The following is a 534-nucleotide window of genomic DNA, read 5'->3' on the forward strand; positions in this document are numbered from 1 at the left end:
TCTTTTGTAATTCCACTCGTCGGACTCGTAGCGTTCCTTCGCGAGCTTTTCTACATATTGTGTCTCTTCGGGTGAAAGCTCATATGGTTCCAATCCGATTCCTAGACCGTCTTCGAACCCTTTCTTGAAGGCGTCCTTGGCCATCTCCATAGTGACCGGTTCCGCACTGATCTCATTCATGGCGACGGCCTTGCTTTTGAATGCGCGCTGCATGCGTTCTTTCACACGATCATTCGGATAGTTGAAGAGGCTGAAGAGCTTGTCTTCGTCCAGGTCAAGGAGGATGGATCCGTGTTGGAGGATGACCCCCTTCTGTCGTGTCTGGGCACTGCCGGCCACTTTCCGGCCTTCCACCACGAGCTCATACCAGCTTGGCGCATCGAAGCAGACGGCTGAGCGTGGATTCTTCAATCCTTCACGCTCCTCCGCCGTTTTCGGTACGGCAAAATATGCTTCCAGACCGAGCGCCCGGAACCCTTGTAAAATCCCCTCGGAAATGACGCGGTACGCTTCCGTTACCGTCTTTGGCATATC

At 53.6% G+C, this 534-nt stretch carries 1 protein-coding gene; it reads right to left on the minus strand.

The annotated features are described in order from the left end of the window. Positions 1 to 534, minus strand: a 534-nt coding sequence (locus tag AC27KL_RS28175) for a lipoate--protein ligase family protein (RefSeq protein ID WP_487171809.1), incomplete at both ends; no start/stop codon positions are given.

The organism is Paenibacillus sp. YAE3, assembly GCF_057546105.1.